Raw genomic sequence first — 17482 nt, 5'->3', positions numbered from 1 at the left:
TGTTCGGCAGAAGAGCCCAGGCACGGCACCGCCCTCGCGTGTCCTGTGCCGGGCCACGGTGGCGTCGCGCTGTCGGGCGGGCGCGCGACGGGCGTGGGGTCGGCTCGCGCCGGTGGGCAACGCTTCCCGCAGGGAGGTCCGCCAGGAGGACCCGGCTCGGTCGTCCGGGGAAGGTCCGGGCTCGGCGACGCCGCTCGGCCACGGCCGGTTCCGGCGTCCGGCAGGCGGATGCCCGGATGGAGCCGACAGAGTGCGGTCGGCCGGTCTGCTACGCGGCCGGCGTGGGCGGTCGCCGCCGTAAGCCGAGGCGAACGGGAGCGATCCGGACCGGGATCGGATTCATGGATTCAGTCATCAAATATGAGATCGAGTCGGTATCGGCGCCTGCCATACGGATGCGCCGGGCACGAGTGCCAATCCTGCGTGCCCGCACGGCAATACCGGGACCCCCGACAAGCTGGATTGCACCGCCGATCGGCCTGCTTGTCTCTGCCACCTGGCCGGCCCGAGCGGCAGCATGTCGGCCCGGGCGGCAGCATGTCGGCCCGGGCGGTCCTGCGACGCCTGTCTCCGCGGGTCCGGTTGCCGCGCCCGCCCGCCCGGGTGCGCACCTGCCCGGTTCTGCCGTCGTACCCGCGAACGCGGCGGCCACGACCTGGACGGCCCGCACCCGGGCGGGCAGCGGCCGTGGATCTTTGTCCGCCCCACGGCGAGCGAGCGGAGGCCGTCCTCCGGCGCGGCCGGCCTCGATGCTCCCCGAGTGAGGGAACGCGGAGCAGGGCGCGTCCCGGCCGCCACTCCGCCGGGTGGTGAGGTCCACCGGAGAGAACGTCGCGTGGTGCGTGCGTCAGTTCGTCGGGCAATCAGCTGCGCGGGCGGGGCGTCCGCGACGGCGCCCCGATCGTCCTCGTCGTCACGGCTTCCGGAGCCGTCGGCGCGGTCGTGCCGGCCGTCGCCGGTATCCGGGGCGAGGCGTGTCCTCGGGAGGCCGGGGCGAGCGGAACAGGACGGGGCCCTGCCGCCCGGCGAGGTGCGTGCCCAGACCGGCGGCGCCGACCGCGGTGGCGGCCAGGCTGACGTTGCGCCAGGTCGTGCCGGGAGGCCCGGGCGGCGGACCCAGGCGGGGCTGGGCAAGCCCCTCGGGGTCCAGCGTGACGGTGATCCTGTCTCCAGGGCGGGGGTGCTCGTCGCCCACCGGGACATTCGCATGCCTCGTCCCGTCGGCGAGCCGCACCTCGGCGAAGGTCGAGGACTGCCAATGGCCCTCGGACACCTCGACGACCACGGCGGGGACGGGCTCGCCCCGGTCGTGGAGCGCCTGCCGGCCGGCCATGAACACGCAGCACAGCTCGAGGAACAGCCAACCGGCCGAGAACACGGTCAACGACACCACGGACAACCGCCACGGCCGCCGCGTGCCGGCCACGGCGGCCGCGATCCCGAGAAGCAGCAACACGAGAAGCACGATCACGTCGACGACATGGACCAACCGGTAGGGCGCCCAGTGGTAGACGAGCCACGCCGATGCCCACCCCAGCCCGACGACGGCAACCGTCAGCCCCGCCGCCAGGCCCACCGCAACCACGATCCGCCCCACCGCCCACAACCGGCTCCCGCCGCTGCGCCCCTCCTGCTCCCCACTCCCGCCGCTGTGTTCGTGCGCCCCAGCCGACACTTCCACCACTCGTTCCTCCCTCCCCGGCCCATCGCTCCACGAGGGCGCCGAACCCAGCGTGCGCGGTCGTGCTGAACGGGGGCAAGAGGCGTGCCGCCGCACCCGATCGCGGCGATCGACGGTGCGGGGACGCCGGGCGGGATCCACCGGCCTTCATGGGGAGGAGCGTGTCGGACGTTCCGGACTCGATCTTCCGGACGCGACCGCGTCGGGCCGGCGGGCCGCCCCGACGCGCTGCGCGTCGATGCGAATGTCCGGATGACCCTCTTCACCTGCGCGAACTGCGGCCGGCCACTCACCGGGGAACTCAGGCGAGCACGGCCGTCGCGGGACGGCGAGAAGCGGTCCGGCCACCGGATCGCCCCTCCCCGGATGGCCCGGGGCACCTACGCGATCGGTGACGATGCCGCTGCCTTTGTCCTGCATCCCGACGACCTGCCGGGAACGGCTGCGCACCCCGACCTCGGCCGTCGTAACGGCTGCTGCGGACTCGACGGCCGGGACGGGCCCAATCTCGTCTGCGCGGCCTGCGGCACCGAGGTCGCCACCGAGCAGTCGGACTGCTGAACGCAGAACCTGGTGCTGCTGACCGCCGCCGCAGTCGTCGACGGAGCCGGGTCGCCTTCCCGGACCCGTTGACGTTCGGTGCCGCTCGCACCCGTTCGCCGGACCGTGCGTGTTCCGCCACCCGGCCCCGCAGCGCCCGACGGATGCCGGACCGACGACGCGGGGCGGCCCGGCCGCCCGGGCGAACGCCTCGCACCGGGCCTCGGCACTGTTCCGCCGGGCAGGTGTCGCGCGCCGGATGCCATCGTCGGGATGTCGCGGCTCGTCCTCGTTCTCTACCTCGTTCTCGACCTGGTCCCCGTCCCGGTCCGCGACGGCTCCGCCGCGGGCGGCCGGCCGGTCGAGAGCGTCAGTGCCAGTAGCTGGGGGTGCCGTTGCCGGGCTGGTGCCAGGCCCAGACGAGGAAGGCGACGAACACCGTGGCGACGAGAAGGGCGAGGACGAGGCAGCCGAGGCCGCTGCCTCGCCGGTTGCGGCGGTGGTTGGTGGTGTCCAAGGAACCCCCAGGTGTCGAGTCCGACCTGAGCTTGTTCTTTAACCTCTGGTGCTGTTGATCAGGTGCGGGTTTCGAGTCCGGCCAGAAGGTAGGCGACGTCGAGTCCCGTGGTGAGGTACTGCTCGAAGGTCTGGTTGTTCAGGGCCCAGGGCGATCGACTCTGTCGAACGAGTGCGATGGCGGTCGCCGGGTCCTGACCCAGCTCGATCAGGGTCTGTGCGACGACGAGGCCGGAGCGGTTGTAGCCGGAGTGGCAGCGCACGAGAACGGTGCGGTCATTCCGTACGGCCTCAGCCGCCGTGAGGGCCAGCTGTTGCACCGAGTGGAGTTGCTCAGCCGTGAGTGGGCCGTCCGGGATCTCATTGATCAGATGGTCTACTCCGGGATGCGGTCCATGGCCCGGTCGGGTGAACAAGCTGATGACCAGGTCGAATTCAGTACCGACAACGGCGGTCTGCACCTCGCCGTCAGGACTGGCCCAGAAGTGCCCGCCCTGCCATAGCCGCGGCCTGACCTCGTTCCACGGCGCCTGCGGTTCGGGGGCGCCTCGGTCTCTCTGTCGTGTCTTCACGGACGCTCCTTTCCTGGTGGACCAACGACGCGGCCAGGCGGTCGCGTTCCCCCTTCGATGCGCTGTCGTCGTTCCTTGATCGTCAGATCACGCAGTTCGGTCTTGCGCACGTCGAAGCGCGAGGCCTTCTGCCGGTTGGTGGAGCCGAGCGGTCGGCCTGGGCCAGGCCTTCCGGGTTTCGGCGCACTGGCCGGGAGGAGCGACTTTGCGCGGATGTTCCTGAATCCTCGCCGGACTCGCGCCGGGGTGAGTCGTCCGGGTGCGGCGGGCTTTCCCCATGGCCGGCGGAGGTCCTCAGCGAGCGGTCGGCGAGGCGGAGCTGGGTGTGGGCGGTGATCACCAGCCATGTCCAGCGGTCACCCGCTTCGGGTGTGCGGATCTTCGGGCGGGTCCAGCCGAGGGTCTGCTTGAACAACCGGAAGGTGTGTTCGAGATCGAATCGGCGGAGGAACGCCTGCCAGCGATGGTCGATGTCGTGGGCAGTGGCGCCGGTGCGGGAGGACCACAGCCAGACGGGCTTGGGGTCGCGGTCACCAGGGAGGTGGTCGACCTGCAGCCGGATCAGCGTCCCTTCGATCACGGGGAGGTCGCCGTCGTGGTCGATCCAGCAGGTCTGGTGGGTGAGGCGGGGGTGCAAGCTGCTGGCCTTGGCGGTGCCGTAGCGAGTGGTCTCGGTGGTCGTGGCGTGCTGGGGCTCGGGCCAGGTGATCGGCTTGTTCAGCGCGAACTCGGGGCCGTGTTTGGGAGGGCGGCCGTTGGTCCCCGGCTTCCTGGGGGCTTCGGTAGCCGCAGTACCCGGTCCGACCGGATCCGGCCGAGGACTTCCACGGGCAGGTCGGCCAGGACGAAGGCGAGGCGGGTGACGTCGTAGCCGGCGTCCATCACTATGAGGATGTCCGGATCACCGGTCTGCCAGTGCTCGGCGGTGATCAGGCGGTCGACGACATCGCGGAGCTGGTCGGCGGTCACCGCGGTGGCGTCGTCCTGCGGACCGAGACGGACCGCATCGAGCACCGCCGTCCACGAGGTGCGGCCGGACTCCAGCGCGGCCACGAAGGAGTACGGCCAGCCCGGGATGAACTGCGAGGTGCTCTTCGCGCGCCCGTAGACGTGGCAGAAGAGCCGCTCGGCGCTGGTCGGCGCGTCCGAGCGTAGCCACGGGCTGAAGTCCACCGCGAGCACGATACGTCCGTCGGCCGCTCTGGGAAGAGGCAGGCCGGACAACTCGGCACGGAGTCGTTCCACCTCGATCCGGCCACGGTTCAATCCGTCGTAGAGCGCACCGTGTCCGCGCCGGTGCTCGGGCGTCAGCGTCAGGTCGACCAGAGTCTTCACCGGTCCGTCGGCGCAGAGCATGGCATCGGTCAGCTCGAACAGTGCGTCCGCCCGGGCGGTGAGGCATCCGTAGAAGCCCGCACGGAAATCCGACATCACACTCAGTGCCCCGGCACGGTCGGCATTCTCCAGCACACTCGTCCTCAGGTTGTCATCGCGCCTTGCAGCCGAAGCACATGATCACGCGGACGTCGTCCAGCTGTCCTGCGAACACGAAAACCCGTGGTCAGCAAGGGGGCCGACCACGGGCAGAGGTTAAAGAACAAACTGAGTCCGAGCGTGGCGGCCGGGAGGGTGCGCGGCAAGGGGCCGGCGTCACTGACGTACTCGGCGATGGTCCCGCAGTGCTTTCTCGGCAGGTCCGCGAGCAGGCCGAGCACGAACGCCCGCACCCGGCTGCGACGGCTCCTTCGGCTGAGCCCGCACGCGAAGCGCGTCCGTACTACTGGCAAGGCCAAAGCCCTGCCACGAGCCCATCACAGGTCGAACGTTGCCTGATGCGGCACCAGGGGGAGCGGCGCGGGGGCCCACAAAGCCGCGCTCAAGAGTATGGCAAGGACCAGGACGAGAGCGAAGAGGAGCCGTCCGAGGCGCCGCACGTGCTCCGCGAGCCGACGGGGATTCGAGTCGGAGCGCACGACGGTCCGCGCGTGCAGGGCTCCAGGAGCCAGCGACGTGAAGCTCAGGGACTTCCGGCAACCCGCCGGGCCGGAACACGGGGGTTGGATCGGTCGCCGGAGAAAGCACCGGCCACGTCCGGGGCAGCGGCGGCGGCCATTGCTGCCGATCGCGCGTCCTGCGGACCGGATGAGCGAGACCGTCGTGGTAACGATGCCAGCGGCTCCCGTGGCTGTCCTGAGGTTGTGCATGGGTGAAGAGGTCCTGTTCCAGAGGTGAGGGCGTGAGGCCGGTTCTGAATGGGTGCGGGCGGCCACCGACCAGTTGCCCGTGGCCGACACCAGGAGTGGATTTCCGAGGTGGCGGACCGAGTTGCGGTGGTATGCGACGGTTACGATCCACACCGTGGTGGGGTGTGCGCAACCTGTCGAGCGGCCGGAGAAATTTCAGCGGCCTGGCCGACTGCCTCCGCCCGCCTGGCCGGCCTGCCCCTGGAGCGGGTACTCGGCGACGGCCGCGCGATGCGCTCCTCGCAACCCACGCCTCGGCATCGTGAAGGCGTTGATCTTGTGACGGGGCCCTCGGATGATCGGCTGACCAGATGGTTGCCCGGCGCCGAGCAGCGGGAACGACGGGCCGGGCAACGCCAGGGACGGGCCGGACGGGAAGGAGCGCGAGGACTGCGTCCCCGTCCCCGGCGGCGTGAGTGATCGTCGGCTTCCCCGGCGCGGCCGTTCCGCACGCGTTCGCCCTGACGAGTTGCCAGGTGACGGCGGGTGGGCACCGGATCGTCGGCCGGCTTTCTGCCGGGCTCGACCGGTTCCTGGAATTCAGCCGAAAACGATGGCCCTCTCCGCGCGATCCCGTGGATTTCCGCAGCATGCCCGCGGGCACCTGGCAGAGGGTTCCGCATTTGAAGCCTCTCCGGCCGGGGGCGGTGATTCTTGTCGGAAAGCGAGCATTCTCTTTCCCGGCGGGATCTCCTGGACATGATTGATCCCGGGGCCTGCCGGGCCGAACGGGCCGGTGGCCAGCGGCCACACCAGTACGGAGGGCGAGAATGCCGATCATCGAAGACACAGGGGTGACGGGCTACCACGGGTGCAAGAGCCGCCAGGATGCGGAGAACATCCGGGCGGGGATCAGGCGTGCCGGACATCAGGGCCATGGCAGCCCGGAGTGGCAGGCGTTCTATCTGAGCCCCACCCCTCATGGGGCGGCTGCCTACGCCTATGACCAGACGCACATGGCGACCGCGGGTGCCGTCGTCGAGGTGCGGATCGAGCGTGTCAGCGTCATGCCGGTCGACAAGGAACTCGTCGAGTCCACGGGCGAGGACCAGAGGGACACGGAGGCCATCAACAAGATCAAGTCCGTCCTCGGCATTCCCGGGGACGAGCCCCTCATGGACGCACTCGGGGAACGCGGCATCGTCCTGCGGGTGGATGACACGGCCGGTGGCGGGGTGGACGAGTACATCGTTCCCTGGTCGATCGCCGAGACGATCAGCCATCGTGTGTTCGTCATGAACTTCGACGACGATCAGAACGGAGCCCGGGCGGCTGCCGAATACAGTACGAACCCGAGCAGCAATGGGAGGGGGCACGCGCACCGCGGTGACTACGTCGGGCCGGTGCCCGACGTGGTGGGAACGGAGCGGGTGACGATGCCGGAAACCCAGATCCCGGCGTACGACCCCGTGCCCGACCCGCCGTCCGCCCGCACGGAACCGGGGAGTTCGAGGATTGAGCTCTGAGAGGCCCTTCTCGTCCGGTGCCTCGGCCCTTCGGCGAGCCGTCGGCCGGGGATTCCTGCGGGCCGGACGGGGCCGCACCACGCGCCTGGGAGCGTTCGGGGATCTTGTCGCGCCGGGTACCGGCACGCCGGTCGCGGCCGTCGCGGCCGTCGCGGCCATGGGTGCCGGAGTGCTGGAGCAGCCCCCGGCGCTGGTGCCGACGACCGCGCTGTTCTGGGGCCTGGCCACGGTGGAACCGAGCCACTACTCCCGCCACCGCGCACAGGCGTGACGATCCACCCCGCGGCGATCTCCGACAGCCGCTGACACACGTCGTGCCCGGGCGGCCCGCGACACCGGTCGCGGGCCGCCTCGCCCGTATGGGCACCGGTCCCGGCCGGTGCCGGTCGCCTTCGCCCGGCGACGGGGTCGCCTACTGCCGACGGTCCCGCGAGCGGCACCGGAGCCGGGCCGTACCAGCAGCGCGGACCGGAGCGGCGCCGTTCATCGCGTACCGATGTAGCCGGACCGTTCGCTCCGCCAGTTCTTGCCCATGGGCACCGATCTGTCCCTCCACGGTCCGGAGGTCTCGGCCGCGGTCGCCGCGGGTACGGCGTTGTGTCACGACAGGAGCGCGCCGACGATCGCGACCACGACGATGAGTAGTGTCATCGTCCTGACGAACCAGGGGCGGTCACCGATGCCCTTCCGGTCGGCGATGAACGTCGCGCCGGCTACTGCCAGCGCGGGCCAGATCAACCACCGCAGACTGATCGGCCGGCCGATGAAATAGGCCAACGGCATATAGAAGACGGCGTATCCGGCCGCCAGCACGGCTGCCCCGCGCCAGGGGCCCGACCGTTGGCTCGTGCCGTCTGCGTCGAGATTTTTCACGGAGGTCCCTTGAGGAAAGTACGGCGACTACTTCAGGTTGTCGAAGCACGCGGTCTTGATCGACTTGATCCCGAACAGCGTGGATCCGCCGCTTCCGAGCGCGGAGAGGGCCCCCTTCTTGGTGTCCACGCTGGCAAGGGTGGCAAGGACCTTCTTGACCCCGCCGGCATTCTTGATCACCTTGTAGGCGGACGAACCGGGAATGAACGCCGCACCCAGCGCGCCACCGCACTTCATGGAGTTCCACGTGTCGCCGACCATACCGCTCGCGATCTCCTTCGTCTTGTCCCACCACTTGGGGTCGGCAACGACGGGGAAAACCGTGGAATTGTCGATCTGGACGGTCTGGACGAGGGTATTCCCCTCCAGCCGGTAGCTGGTGGGCACGGGCCTGCCGTTGGCATCCTTGGCCCAGGGGGTGTCGAAACCGCCGAGGAAGGTGCCGTTCTCGGCGATTGCGGCGACGGCGCCGTTGTCGAGCTCGACCAGGTGCGCGCCGTCGGGCAGGCCGATGTCGTAGCGCTGCTCCCGCGGTGCGGTGGCGTCCTTGAGGACAGCCAGGGCACGGATGCCACCGTCGGTGGTGGGCTGGACGGCGAGGTCGGTGGCCTGGGCTGCGCCGGGGTAGACGGTGGTGTTCTTACCGGCCGTGGCACCGGTGACGTTCCTGGCACTGGGGAGAGTGATGGATACGGCGTGGCCAGTCGCGGTGCCGGCCTTGACGTTTGCGGTGGACTGCTGGGGGACGGTGGTGCCCGGGGCCGGGGCCGGGGCGATGTCGCTGGTGCCGGTCGCCGCCTCGACGACGGCCGCCGTGCGGGCGGCCTGGCTGTCCGCGTCCGGGACGGGAGCGGCGGCCATCGCCTGGCCGGACGCCAGCAACACGGAGACCGCCACCGAGGCGCCCACGGTTGTGGCCGCAGGCGTGAGGGAACGGCGGAACGACGTACGCACTTCAGAACTCGATTCGTATGCACTGAGCACCGAACCTCGGGACACGCCGTTGTCAGGCGTGCCGGGATTCGGAACGGAATGGGGGGGAACAGCGGAAAGGCGTCAGAAGACACCTCGAGGCTTCGCGGACGACAGCGAGGCGAGGACCAGGTTCTCCCACACGGAACGGCCTTCGGTAGCCCGCTCTCAGCGGGTTCGACCCAGTCACCCGGGTGGTCCCGCTACCGCCGGTTGGGGGCTTCTGACTCTGATCATGGAACACGGAGGAACCTGTCCGACGCTTCCACTCCCCGCAACACCTTTGATCTCTCAGTCGCCGAGCGGGGCACCGAGCCGTACGCCTTCACCGTCGAGGGCTGCGGGGTTCGCGCAGCGGCGGCCCGGTTGCACCGGGGCTCGACCCCGGACGCCCTCTTCGCCGCCCCGGCCGTCTCCTGTGAGGGCACGCCCGACCGGAGCGGCGACCCCGACGACCGCTGCCGAAGGACGCCTGCGAGCACCCGCGCCGGCACCCCGTCCGGCCCGTCAACGATGACCTGGGCGACGCCGTCGAACCGCTGCAGCCGTCCCGGCCGGGCCCGTGCGACGCCGGCCTTGTCGGGCCCCGTGCGACGCCGGCCCTGCCGGCCCCCGACTTCGGCCTCTCGACGGCCGCGATGCTCGAGGACGAGGCCGCCGCCTACCGCGCGGCCGTCGCCGGCGTCCGACGGGGCCGGCCCGCCGACGGGACCTGCCGCGACGGCTGGCCCGCCAGCAGGGAACAACCCGCACTGCCACTACCGTTGGCCCGGGCGGTCGGGCGGCATGACCGCAGCCTGGGCCCCACCGGACCGCTGACGGCGGGCGTTGGCATCATGACCGCATGGACTTCGAACTCGCTCCGCCGACCGGCATCGGCCCCCTGCAGATCGGCATGAGCCGGGAGGCGGCCGACGTCGCGTTGGACTCGCTCCGCGATCTCTCGTCGGTGTCGGAGTCGGACCGTCCGGGACAGCACATCTTCAGGCCCAGTGGGCTCATGATCAGCATTCACTGCACCCGCGGCCTCCTCGAATCGGTCGAACTGAGCCGCCCCTGCGATGCCACCGACTGCGTGACGTTCCGGAACGTGGACGTCTTCGCCCTGCCGGCCCGGGAGGTGGTCACCCGAATGCGCGAGCACACGGCAGTTCACGCCGACCCTGACGAACCGGGCTGCTTCGTCGCCCCCGACCTGCTCCTGAGCTTCTGGCGCCCGTTCGCCACCGACGACGATCCAGAGGACGAGCAGGGGTACTACTTCACCACGGTCCTCCTGGCCCGGCCCGGCTACTACGACACGCCGGCCGAGGCCGAAGAACGGCTTCGCCGGAACCGCTGAGTACGTCCCGCAGCCAAGTGCCGTCCGTTTCAGCGTCACCGTGACGCTGAAACGAACGGCACTATCGCATCCTGGCCGCGATGCCGCGCCGGACCAGCCACGGCAAGGTCGAGACACCGCCACTGAGCTTGCCGTTCGAGGTCCGGCTCCGAACAGCCGGCGGGACGACCTGCGGTTGCGGGCATCCCGGAGCGGTGGACCGCCCTTCCGGGCCGTGGGTGGTGGTCAGTACTGGCGGGTCTGCTTCCAGTCGACCCGGCCATTGCCTCCGGTGGCCAGGACGTAGATCGCCGCCTGGTAGGCGAACAGGGCGAAGGCACGGGCGGTGAAGCCGTTGCGCTCCATGTCCCATCCACCTTGCCAACCGCCGTTGGCGCTGACGCGGGTGAGGGCGATCCGGTTGTCGCCGGCCCGGCGGACGGCCACCTGGCCCTCCCCGTTGTCGGTGATCGCCACGGAGGGCGAGCCCTCGCCCTGGATGCCGGCGAGGATCTCGTGCCCCCACCAGTTGCTCTGGCCGTACGTCTGGCGGATGACGTTGACCTGACGGTCGGTGCCGACCCAGGTGCCGATGATGGTGCCCCGCCAGTGGAGGTTCCACGAGCTGAGGTCCATCTCGAGGTGCAGAGGGGTATTGCTCCTCGCATCGGTGATCCGGGTCGGGGTGTTCCAGGAGTTCGACGTCCCGTCGAGGAAGGCACTCCAGTTCTCGTCGCTGCTGGAACCCCGGAAGGCCATCAGGGTGCTGCGGTTGGGGAGCGCGACCACGGACACGGCCATCGTGTTCGGCGTCGCCACGCCGTTGGGTACCTGGGTCCACCCGGGCCGCACCTGGGGCGTCTGGCTCCCGGCGGTGACCGTCACCTCGGTGTGGAACACGAATCCGTTGGTCCCGGTGTGGAAGACCCGGAACGTCGAGGACTGCCCACTCGAGACCGCAAGTTCCAGCGCCGGGTCCGCGTACGTGGTGGCCCCGGCCAGCTCGACCTCCTGGCCGTGGCCGACCGAGACGTGGATGGTGTTGCTCGTCGTCCGCCACACTTGGAGGACGTTGTTGTTGTTCGGGTCGCGGGACTCCGCCATCGCCCCGGGTGTGGTGACGTAGTTTCCCCCCACGGTCTCGTGCGCCCAGTCGCTCCCCTCCCCGGGCTGGGACGCGTGGGCCGAGGAGATCCCCAGGAACGCCACCGAGACCGAGGTGAGCAGAGCCACAGCCGGCAGGAGCCGCCGCTTCGGAAGATCGCGCATGTCCGGTTCCCTCTTCTTCCCTGTCGGTCGAGGCCCCCACTGCCGTGCGGGGCCTCGACCGACGCTCGCACTCGCCGGCGCGGCGGCGCATCAGTCATTCGACTGCTGACTGCCGACGGACAATCCTCCGGAAGGCGGCCGGACGCGCTCCTTCGGCACCGCCGGCGGAGCCCGGCGCGACTGGTCCATGGTCGGCTGCTCCGCGGTCGGGGGCTTGCCGGTACCGACGGCGTCCACCTGGGCGGGTGCTGGGGCCTCACCGACCGGGGACGGCGATGCCCTGAGTCGTCCTGCCGGTGCCGCTCCAGTCGCCGGTGACGGGGAATCCGCTGTCGCCGTAGGAGACGGAGGCGGTGGAGCCGTCGGGGGCGGCGCCGCGGAAGTGGAAGACGCTGCCGACAGCCCGGTAGACGCCGACCTGGGTGGTGCCGCTGCCGTTCCGGTCGCCGGCGAGGGTCGCCGCCGTGCGCGCCACCGTCGCTGTGCAGCAGAGCCCGAGAGCGTGCTCGTGAGAGGAGCATGACAAGTGGGCGCTCTGTGGCTGGACGACGAGGGCGGCGTGTGGAACGACGTCCCGACCGCTGGCGGCGACGGCGGTGACCTGGTGCTGCCACTGGTCCACGCCCGCGAGGAGGCCGTCTCCCGCCGCGACCTCGAGGAGCGGGGCCACCGCCTTGCCCTCCTCGGCTGGAGCTGCTGAACCCCGGCCGCCCGGCGCCGACCGCCGGACGGCCACCACCACGGCCACCCCGAGGAGGGAGAGCCCGATGGGGGAGATCGACGAGGGCCTGGAGCGCGCCGAGCGCACCCGCCCGATCTCGCAGTCCGTGCCGGCGCGGATGCGGTTCCCGTTGAAGGGGGCCAACGGCTCCACCAAGGCCCTGGCCGCTGACCTGGGCGTGTCCCAACGCACCGTGCAACGCTGGCTCAAGGGCCAGGGCCCCCGAGCCGGCCGCCGCGAATGCCGTCGAGGCCAAGGTCCGCGCCGCCTGGCAGCCGTGGGTGAAGCAGCGGGTGCGGCGCGATGCCGAGAAGAACGGCTTCACCCTCCACATCTGCGGCTCCTTCGGTTTCAAGTCCGGTCCCAAGTCCACCGACAACCCGCGCGACGGCCGCGTCCTGCGGCAGAAAATGCCCGGGGAGGTCGCCCGTCGCCTCTTTGCCGCCCGCGACGCCGGAGCCGGCCAGGCCGAGCAGGAGGAGATCCTCGCCGAAGCCCTCGGCGAGCACTGCTTCCGCCAGGGCGGGCGCGCCCGCGGCCTGGAAGTCGCACCTAACGACGTCGCCTGGATGGACCTCGAGCTGTAGGGCCAGGCCGCACCGCTGCGCCGACCGTCCGGTGTGGTCGGGTAGCCGGGTCACGTTGCCATGACCCGGCCCCCTCAGAACCGTGCGTGCCCGATTTCCAGGCACACGGCTCAAGCAAGCCCCAAGGGCTTCGCAGGTCAGCAGGGTTATGTGGTCCGTTTGCTGTCGCCCGCGTGGTGCTGGCGGTGGCACTCGGAGTGCACGAGGCGGAGGTTGTTCCGCTCGTCCGTGCCGCCATGTCGCCGGTAGGTGAAGTGATGCTTGTGGAGCATCTTCTTCGAGGCCGCGAACCAGTTGATCCACTCGCGTGGGCTGTCCGGTTCGTACTCGGCCCCGGCGATCAGCGCCTGTTTGCAGAGGGGGCAGAGCCCCTGCTGTCTCACCGCTAGGACGAGACTGGTCTTGTCCATCGGCGGTGGCGCCTTCCGTCGGCGGCGATCCCGCCAGTACTCGACCAGGGCTGGGTCGTCCAAGGACGCTCCGCCTTTGACGAGTTGGTGGCGGACGATGCCGGTCCAGGCGAACTTGGGCAGGAAGGCGCCGCTGTCGCGGTCGCCGAACACCCACCGATCCCGCCTGGACGGGTGGAACTTGCCGAAGTACCGGGCCACGACCCAGTGCCTCGACTTGTTGCGGTGGCGACGCCTGGCCCATTTGAAGGTCAGCCGCCACATGTAGTGGTCCAGCGACGAGAACGTCGTCGTGGACGCCACCGCCCGGTAATAGGCTGCCCAACCGCGAACGATCGGGATCAGTCTGCGCAATACGGCCTCGGCGTTGGTCCCGTGCAGGGCCTTCACTTCGGTCCGTAGTCGCGCCCGGAGCCTCTTGCAGGCTGCCGTGCTCGGCTTGATGATCAGCTTGCCGCCCGTGCGGCGGACGGTGAACCCGAGGAAGTCGAACCCCTCTTCGAGGTGGACGACTCTGGTCTTCTCCTCGTTGAAGCGAAGACCTCTCGGCTCCAGCCATTCCGCCAGCCGGGCCCTGACCTGGTGCACCTCGTTCTCGTCGTGGCAGAGCACGATGAAGTCGTCGGCGTATCTCACCAGCACCGGGGTGCCTGGTGCCGCGCCGGGCTCGCGCCCGGCCCGCACCGTGTATCGGCACCCGGCGGCCTGTTCAAGTCCGTGCAGAGCAACGTTCATCAGCAGCGGGCTGATCACACCGCCTTGGGGAGTTCCCTCCTCGATCGGTGCGAACCGGCCGCGGTCGATCACGCCCGCCTTCAGCCACCGGCGGATCAGGTCCCTGGCGGGGAACTGCCCGATGGAGGTCATCAGGTGGTCGTGGTCGATGCGGTCGAACGCCGCCGCCAGGTCCGCGTCCAGGACCCACAGACGTTTCGGGGCCTTGCCCTTCACCGTCCAGAAGATCGCTGCGATCGCGTCCTGGCAGCTGCGGCCGGGTCGGAAGCCGTACGACCTCGGCTCGAACCGCGCCTCCCACTCAGGCTCCAGCGCGTTCTTCACGCGGGCCTGGAGCACCCGGTCACGGATGACCGGGATGCCGAGCGGTCGCTGTTTCCCGTTGCTCTTCGGGATGAACACTCGCTTGACCGGCCTGGCCTTCCAGGGCTGGGACGACCGATGGACTTCGGCCGCCAGCTTGCCCCTCGCCACTGGGGTGAGGGCTCGTTCCCCGTCGATGCCAGCGGTCATGCGACCACTGCTCTGTTGCGTCACCCGCTTCACGCTGACCAGCGTGTTGCTCCGGCTCCGCAGCATGAGCTTCTGCAAGTTGCGGACCTTTTTCAGGTCCCCGTCCTGCGTCGCCTTGAAGATCCTCTGCCTCAGTCGCCGTACGTTCTCCTCGCACTCGGCCCAGTCAATGCCGTGCCAGTCGAGGGTCGCGTCCTCCGGTCCGTTCACCGCAGCCGCCGAGGACCCGACCAAGACCGTGCCCCCCAATTCGCGCCTCCAGTACCTAACTTGTCCTTCGGTTCTGACGTCCTTGCAGTGGTGACTTCAAAGGCTCACCCGATCCACGTGGGCGCCCTTTCGGGCCGGGCCACCAGGGCCCGTATCCGGCGAGTTATGCGCAGGGCGGGCGAAGGTCCCGTCCTCCGGTTTCCTCCGGCCTTTCGGCCTGCCGGCCTTCGCTTCTTGGATCATCCTTCTCCCGCCGGGGAGTTCAGCTCTCCTTGCGGTCGGCTTACCAGGCCCTTGCCTGGACCCCGACGGGGTTTCCACGTTCCGCACCAGTAAGACGCGACCGGGGTGGGCGCCCCCTCTACTCCGGAACCAGCGGTGTCCTCCCTCCGGGAACAGTTACCCGGAGGTCGCTTGGTGCCTCGCAGCACCGGGTCCTGTGGCCGCCGCTTACATGCCATCGCGCAGCCTTAAAGTCACGGAGCATCAGACAGGGGTTCACTTTCGTTCGCCCGTCCGGCCTTCCCCTCGCCTGTGGCTCCTCGATGGCCGAGGTGCTCTTGAGCTTGAACGCTCGGCTTCACACCCCGCCGTTACCAGCGACGCATGCGAGCGCGGGGACGGGCCTTGGACACTGGCCCGAAGTTCAGCCGATCGATACCTCCTTCACGTGGCTGTCCTTACTTACCTGGTGCGACCTCGTGTCGCACACTGAGCCCTTCAGTTGGCGGCTGAGCGGCTGAGCGGCTGAGCGGCTGAGTCGGCGAGTTGAGCGGTCCGCTCCGAGCATGCGTCCGCGCTGCCAGGCAGCGGTCACGCGGCGGTTGCTGCTGCCCGCAGTGGTCTCCGCCTCTCCAGAGGATGCGAACATCTCCCATGACCTACTCGTTCTCCGTCGACCGGATTCTGGGCGCCCGATCCTTTGCCGAGATCGGCCACCCCGCCCTTACTGTGGCTGACGGCCAGCGGGGCCTGCTCGCTGTGGCAGGGACGCACAGCTTCTCCAAGCACCCGACGGTCGGCGTTTACGACCGTGCCACCCTGTCCTGCCGCGCACTGATCCGCTCCCGCGACGTGGTGCAGGCGATGGCCTTCCACCCCACGCTGCCGCTGCTCGCAGTCGGAACCGGCTCGTACGACGGCGGGTACTTCTTCTCCGGTGACCTGCTCCTGCTCAATCTGGAGACGGGAACGTCCGTCTCGGCCTTCGAGCATTGGAGCGGGCGCCAGGTCCTGGAGCTGGAGTGGCTCGACGAGCAGCGACTTCGCTTGCTCATCGCCCCGCCCGATGACTGGCAGGACGGGGAAGCGCACACCCAGGGCCACACCGCTGTGGTCGTCCGGCCCGACTGGACGTCGGTTGCGCCCGGGTCCATCGCCCCCCACGAACTGGTCGGCCCCCGGATACCGGCGCCGCGCCCCGAGGGCAGGGCGGCCGCGTACCAGCTGGTGAGCGAGCTGGGCCCGGACTGGGATCCGCGTCTCACTGTGCAGGCGGTCCAGGAGCTCTCGGACGGCCGGATCCTCGCCACGCTCGGCGGAGTGCAGCTGGAGTGCTGGCTCCCGTCAGGAACACGGGAATGGGCAGTCCCGGACGAAGAAGGGGGCCGCGAGATCGCCGTGGCCCGGGACGAGAACACGGCCTGGGTCTCCCTCGCACGCCCCGAAAGACACAACCGGCGCACACAGTCTCTGGTCCGGCTGTCCCTGGCGGACGGTGCTGAAGTGGACCAGGCCGAACCGTCCGGCTACGTATCGCTGTCGAGAGCGGCGGACGGCGATCCACTCCTCGCCCCGTCCGGGTACCGAATCCGGGGTGTACCCGTTGCCGCCAAGTACCCCTTTCACATCCGGCACGCCAGCCGCGCCTGGTTCCTGTCCTACGTGAAGAAGGAGGGCACTCGTCGTTCACATCCTGGAATTCCATGGGTAGCCACCGCCGAGCTGAAGTCCGGACGAGGGCCCGACCGGCCGACCGAGACGAAGAAGACGGACGGGCTGCGCCTGTTCCCCTACTCCTGGGTCCCCGATGAAGAACATTTCGGCGGACCGGGCGTGGAGGCCGCAGACGGAAGCCTGATCCACGCCGGCACCGTCTTCAGGCAGAGCCGTCAGCCCGGTGACTCGTTCGTCGTACGCCGCGAAGCTTCGGACGGAACACCGCGATGGGTCTTCCTCACCGACTGCAACGCCACCGCGCTGGACACCGACTCGACCACCGCCTTCATCACCTACGACGACGGTGAGATCGTCGCCCTCGACCTCGACGACGGCACCGTGCTCTGGCGCCACCGTCTCACCCTCGGCAACGTGACCGCGATACCCACCGCACTCACTGTCTCCCAACCGGGTCGCCTACTGATCGGGACCCGCGACGGCCGAATCCTCATCTGTTCCGTCACCACGTAAGGGCCCTCCCGTACACGGCACCGACCCGATGCCGTTCGTCTCGGCCTGTGAGCGCCGAGCCTGGGTGACCGGCCGTAGGAAGCCGGTGAGGCGGGAAGCGCGTCCAGGGCGTGCAGGAGGACGCGCAGTATCGCCCGGGCCGGACCGATCGGCGCACCGGCGTCCTCGTCGACGAGTACGATCCCGACCAGCCGCCCGCCCAGGTTCTGGCCGGCGCGCCCGCGCTCGGCCCACTGCAGCACCAGCCACCTGCCGCCCCGTACCCCGCCAGCGCACCGCGGAGGCCGGTGTCCGCGAGCAACGCCGGTAGTCCAGGCCGAGCCGACGGGCGTGGACGTCGCCGACCGCGGCGCGGATCCGGCATGCGGGCCGCTGCTGACGATGGAGGAGATGGAGCACCGGATCGCGACCTGGGTGGTCGCCGGCGTCAGCGTCCGGCGGCGG

At 69.9% G+C, this 17482-nt stretch carries 15 protein-coding genes and 2 pseudogenes; 7 read left to right on the top strand and 10 right to left on the bottom strand.

The features are described 5' to 3' along the window. Positions 1-913: 913 nt before the first annotated feature. Positions 914-1684: a hypothetical protein gene (locus BLU95_RS01320; RefSeq protein ID WP_159424709.1), complete on the bottom strand. Its 771-nt coding sequence runs from the start codon at positions 1682-1684 to the stop codon at positions 914-916. A 249-nt stretch (positions 1685-1933) separates the two neighbouring features. Between BLU95_RS01320 and BLU95_RS01315 the strand changes: the two genes are divergently transcribed. Continuing rightward, positions 1934-2242, top strand: coding sequence for a hypothetical protein (locus BLU95_RS01315; RefSeq protein ID WP_093858267.1), 309 nt, complete (start codon positions 1934-1936; stop codon positions 2240-2242). Positions 2243-2591: 349 nt separating this feature from the next. On the opposite strand, the gene BLU95_RS42045 is transcribed toward BLU95_RS01315, so the two are convergent. From BLU95_RS42045 to BLU95_RS45780, 4 genes and pseudogenes are all read right to left on the bottom strand, one after another. After that, positions 2592-2738, bottom strand: a complete 147-nt coding sequence (locus BLU95_RS42045) for a hypothetical protein (RefSeq protein WP_159424708.1) — start codon at positions 2736-2738, stop codon at positions 2592-2594. 58 nt (positions 2739-2796) lie between these two features. After that, on the bottom strand, positions 2797-3309 hold the full coding sequence (locus BLU95_RS01310) for a protein-tyrosine phosphatase family protein (protein WP_093858266.1): 513 nt from the start codon (positions 3307-3309) through the stop codon (positions 2797-2799). Then, positions 3306-4740, bottom strand: a pseudogene (locus tag BLU95_RS43630) (NF041680 family putative transposase). Before BLU95_RS43630 ends, BLU95_RS01310 begins: the two are co-directional and overlap by 4 nt. A 209-nt stretch (positions 4741-4949) precedes the next feature. Beyond that, positions 4950-5096: pseudogene (locus BLU95_RS45780) on the bottom strand (IS701 family transposase); the annotation flags it as partial. 1226 nt (positions 5097-6322) lie between these two features. Here BLU95_RS45780 and BLU95_RS01300 point away from each other — a divergent pair. Together BLU95_RS01300 and BLU95_RS42040 are read left to right on the top strand one after the other, a co-directional pair. Further along, the gene (locus BLU95_RS01300; RefSeq protein ID WP_093858265.1) at positions 6323-7018 is read left to right on the top strand and encodes a poly(ADP-ribose) polymerase family protein; all 696 of its coding nucleotides are present in this window, start codon (positions 6323-6325) and stop codon (positions 7016-7018) included. Beyond that, entirely contained in the window at positions 7008-7289 is a 282-nt protein-coding gene (locus tag BLU95_RS42040; protein WP_159424707.1) for a hypothetical protein, read from the top strand. The genes BLU95_RS01300 and BLU95_RS42040 overlap by 11 nt, the downstream gene beginning before the upstream one ends. A 329-nt stretch (positions 7290-7618) precedes the next feature. Here BLU95_RS42040 and BLU95_RS01295 read toward each other — a convergent pair whose 3' ends face one another. Both BLU95_RS01295 and BLU95_RS01290 read right to left on the bottom strand, forming a co-directional pair. Continuing rightward, entirely contained in the window at positions 7619-7891 is a 273-nt protein-coding gene (locus BLU95_RS01295; RefSeq protein ID WP_159424706.1) for a hypothetical protein, read from the bottom strand. A gap of 27 nt (positions 7892-7918) precedes the next feature. Continuing rightward, positions 7919-8800 carry a hypothetical protein gene (locus BLU95_RS01290; RefSeq protein WP_159424705.1) on the bottom strand — a complete coding sequence of 294 codons (882 nt, stop codon included), beginning with the start codon at positions 8798-8800 and terminating at the stop codon, positions 7919-7921. Positions 8801-9707: 907 nt separating this feature from the next. Between BLU95_RS01290 and BLU95_RS01285 the strand changes: the two genes are divergently transcribed. Continuing rightward, positions 9708-10205: a hypothetical protein gene (locus BLU95_RS01285; protein WP_093858262.1), complete on the top strand. Its 498-nt coding sequence runs from the start codon at positions 9708-9710 to the stop codon at positions 10203-10205. A 225-nt stretch (positions 10206-10430) separates the two neighbouring features. Here the strand turns inward: BLU95_RS01285 and BLU95_RS01280 are convergent, their stop codons facing one another. Beyond that, positions 10431-11453, bottom strand: coding sequence for a hypothetical protein (locus tag BLU95_RS01280; RefSeq protein ID WP_093858261.1), 1023 nt, complete (start codon positions 11451-11453; stop codon positions 10431-10433). 256 nt (positions 11454-11709) lie between these two features. Next, positions 11710-11928, bottom strand: a complete 219-nt coding sequence (locus tag BLU95_RS01275) for a hypothetical protein (protein ID WP_093858260.1) — start codon at positions 11926-11928, stop codon at positions 11710-11712. A 51-nt stretch (positions 11929-11979) separates the two neighbouring features. Between BLU95_RS01275 and BLU95_RS42035 the strand changes: the two genes are divergently transcribed. After that, positions 11980-12153, top strand: coding sequence for a hypothetical protein (locus BLU95_RS42035; RefSeq protein ID WP_159424704.1), 174 nt, complete (start codon positions 11980-11982; stop codon positions 12151-12153). A gap of 188 nt (positions 12154-12341) precedes the next feature. Further along, positions 12342-12761 carry a telomere-protecting terminal protein Tpg gene (tpg, locus tag BLU95_RS01270; protein WP_502689853.1) on the top strand — a complete coding sequence of 140 codons (420 nt, stop codon included), beginning with the start codon at positions 12342-12344 and terminating at the stop codon, positions 12759-12761. A gap of 146 nt (positions 12762-12907) precedes the next feature. Here tpg and ltrA read toward each other — a convergent pair whose 3' ends face one another. Next, complete coding sequence (gene ltrA / locus BLU95_RS01265; protein ID WP_231978183.1) at positions 12908-14629, bottom strand: group II intron reverse transcriptase/maturase; 1722 nt, start codon at positions 14627-14629, stop codon at positions 12908-12910. An 876-nt stretch (positions 14630-15505) separates the two neighbouring features. Between ltrA and BLU95_RS01260 the strand changes: the two genes are divergently transcribed. Continuing rightward, a complete protein-coding gene (locus tag BLU95_RS01260) occupies positions 15506-17038 on the top strand; it encodes a PQQ-binding-like beta-propeller repeat protein (RefSeq protein WP_159424703.1) in 1533 nt (510 codons plus the stop codon). The last annotated feature ends 444 nt before the right edge of the window (positions 17039-17482 follow it).

Origin of the sequence: Streptomyces sp. TLI_053 (assembly GCF_900105395.1) — a bacterium.
GTDB lineage: Bacteria > Actinomycetota > Actinomycetes > Streptomycetales > Streptomycetaceae > Kitasatospora.
Note: the sequence above shows the minus strand (reverse complement) of the source record. Positions and strands in the feature narration are given on the sequence as shown.

Excerpts from the sequence above, each read along its gene's own strand:
- BLU95_RS01315 (WP_093858267.1), top strand. The coding sequence starts at position 1,934 with ATGACCCTCTTCACCTGCGCGAACTGCGGCCGGCCACTCACCGGGGAA.
- BLU95_RS01300 (WP_093858265.1), top strand. The coding sequence starts at position 6,323 with ATGCCGATCATCGAAGACACAGGGGTGACGGGCTACCACGGGTGCAAG.
- BLU95_RS01285 (WP_093858262.1), top strand. The coding sequence starts at position 9,708 with ATGGACTTCGAACTCGCTCCGCCGACCGGCATCGGCCCCCTGCAGATC.
- BLU95_RS01280 (WP_093858261.1), bottom strand. The coding sequence starts at position 11,453 with ATGCGCGATCTTCCGAAGCGGCGGCTCCTGCCGGCTGTGGCTCTGCTC.
- BLU95_RS01260 (WP_159424703.1), top strand. The coding sequence starts at position 15,506 with ATGACCTACTCGTTCTCCGTCGACCGGATTCTGGGCGCCCGATCCTTT.